Annotated in this window: 2 protein-coding genes; both read left to right on the top strand. The window is 64.6% G+C overall.

The features are described 5' to 3' along the window. The coding region (locus GBC55_RS29670) for an efflux RND transporter permease subunit (RefSeq protein ID WP_247267081.1) at positions 1-1,617 on the top strand (1,617 nt) is incomplete at its 5' end. Next, the coding region (locus tag GBC55_RS29665; protein WP_247267080.1) for a TolC family protein at positions 1,614-2,090 on the top strand (477 nt) is incomplete at its 3' end. The genes GBC55_RS29670 and GBC55_RS29665, both read left to right, overlap by 4 nt.

Here is a 2,090-nt window from a genome sequence, read left to right as displayed (position 1 = left end):
CAGGTGCTGGGCCGGCCGTTCCACCGTGCCCCGCAGGCGTATGGCAACACGGTGCGCAAAGTGGCGGGCCGTCGCGGCGCGGCGCTGTTGGTCTATGGCGGGTTGCTCGCGCTGACCTGGTTTGGCTTCAGCGCTGTACCGGCGGGCTTCGTGCCGATGCAAGACAAGTACTACCTGGTCGGCATCGCCCAGTTGCCCAATTCGGCTTCGCTGGATCGTACCGATGCGGTGGTGCGGCAAATGTCGAAAATCGCCCTGGGTGAACCGGGGGTCGAAAGCGTGGTGGCGTTCCCCGGGCTGTCGGTCAACGGCTTCGTCAATGTCCCGAATGCCGCGGTGATGTTCGTCATGCTCGATCCGTTCAAGGAACGTACCTCTTCGGACATGACGGCAGTCGCCATCGCCGGGCGCCTGCAAGCGAAATTCGCAAGCATTCCCGACGGGTTCCTCGGTGTGTTCCCGCCGCCGCCAGTGCCCGGCCTTGGGGTCACCGGAGGCTTCAAGCTGCAGGTCGAGGACCGTGGCGGGGTCGGGCTTGAGGCGCTGGTGCAGCAGACCCGGATGCTGATGACAAAAGCCAGCGAGTCGGGCCAGGTCGTCGGGTTGATGACGAGTCTGGACGTCAACGCGCCCCAGTTGAATGTTGACATCGACCGCACCCAGGTCAAGAGCCAGGGTGTGCGACTGGCGGATGTGTTCGAGTCGTTGCAGGTCTACCTCGGTTCGCTGTACGTCAACGACTTCAACCGTTTCGGCCGCACCTACAAAGTGACCGCCCAGGCGGATGCGGACCATCGCATGCAAGCCGAAGCCATCGGCCGCCTGCAGGTGCGCAATGCGGACGGGGACATGCTGCCGTTGTCGGCGTTTGTCACCGTCACCCCGGGGTCCGGCCCCGATCGGGTGATTCACTACAACGGCTACCCTTCGGCCGACATCTCTGGCGGAGCGATGCCCGGTGTGAGTTCAGGGCAGGCCGTGGCACTCATGGAGCGTCTGGCGCAAGAGGTGCTGCCCGAAGGCGTGACCTATGAATGGACTGACTTGACCTACCAGCAGAAGCTCGCCGGGTCATCGGCCCTGTTCATTCTTCCGCTCTGTGTGTTGCTGGCTTATCTGATCCTGGCCGCGCAATACAACAGCTGGCTGCTGCCCCTGGCGGTCTTGCTGATTGTGCCCATGTGCCTGCTCAGCGCGATCATCGGGGTCTGGCTGGTGGATGGCGACAACAATGTGTTCGTGCAGATCGGGCTGGTGGTGCTGGTCGGCCTGGCTGCGAAAAACGCCATATTGATTGTCGAGTTCGCGCGCAGTCTTGAAGCCGAAGGTGCCAGCCCGCTGGAAGCGGTTATCCACGCGTGCCAGTTGCGCCTGCGGCCGATCCTGATGACCTCGCTGGCGTTCATCGCTGGCGTGGTGCCCCTGGTATTTGCCAGCGGCGCCGGGGCCGAGATGCGTCATGCCATGGGGGTCGCAGTGTTCGCCGGCATGCTGGGGGTGACGCTGTTCGGACTGTTCCTGACGCCGGTGTTCTACGTGGTGATGCGCAGCCTTGCGCTGCGCCTGGAGCGCAAGGGTTCGAGTCCGAAGGTGCAGATGGAGGAGCGCGCGTCATGAAATTGGCCTATCAAGCGTTTCTGTTGACGTCGCTCCTGGTGTCCGGCTGCGCTGCGGTGGGGCCTGATTATTCCACGCCCGTGCTGCCCGCCGCTCAACGGCCGGCGAGCTTCGGCGCGCCCATCGCCGGCCTCGGTACGGGCGACGTCGAGGTGCAGTGGTGGCGTGTGTTTGATGAGCCCGTACTCAGCCAATTGATCCAGCAGGCGCTGGCGGCCAACCACGATATCGGCATCGCCGCCGCGCGGCTCGACGAAGCCAAAGCAATGCTGCGCGAGAGCCGCCAGGGATTCTTGCCTAGCGGCGGTGCCGCCCTCGGTTATGAGCACCGACGGCGCAGCGAAGTCGAGACCCCGTTCGGCCAGCAGCGCTCAATGGAAACCACTCGCGCGGCAGTGGATGCCGCCTGGGAAATCGACTTGTTCGGCCGCGTCCGGCGCTCGGTGGAGGCCGCGCAGGCTCAGGCGGGATCG

It is taken from the genome of Pseudomonas sp. TNT3, from assembly GCF_010095445.2.
Taxonomy (GTDB): Bacteria; Pseudomonadota; Gammaproteobacteria; order Pseudomonadales; family Pseudomonadaceae; genus Aquipseudomonas.
The sequence above is the reverse complement of the archived record's forward strand: the minus strand, read 5'-3'. Positions and strand labels throughout refer to the sequence as shown.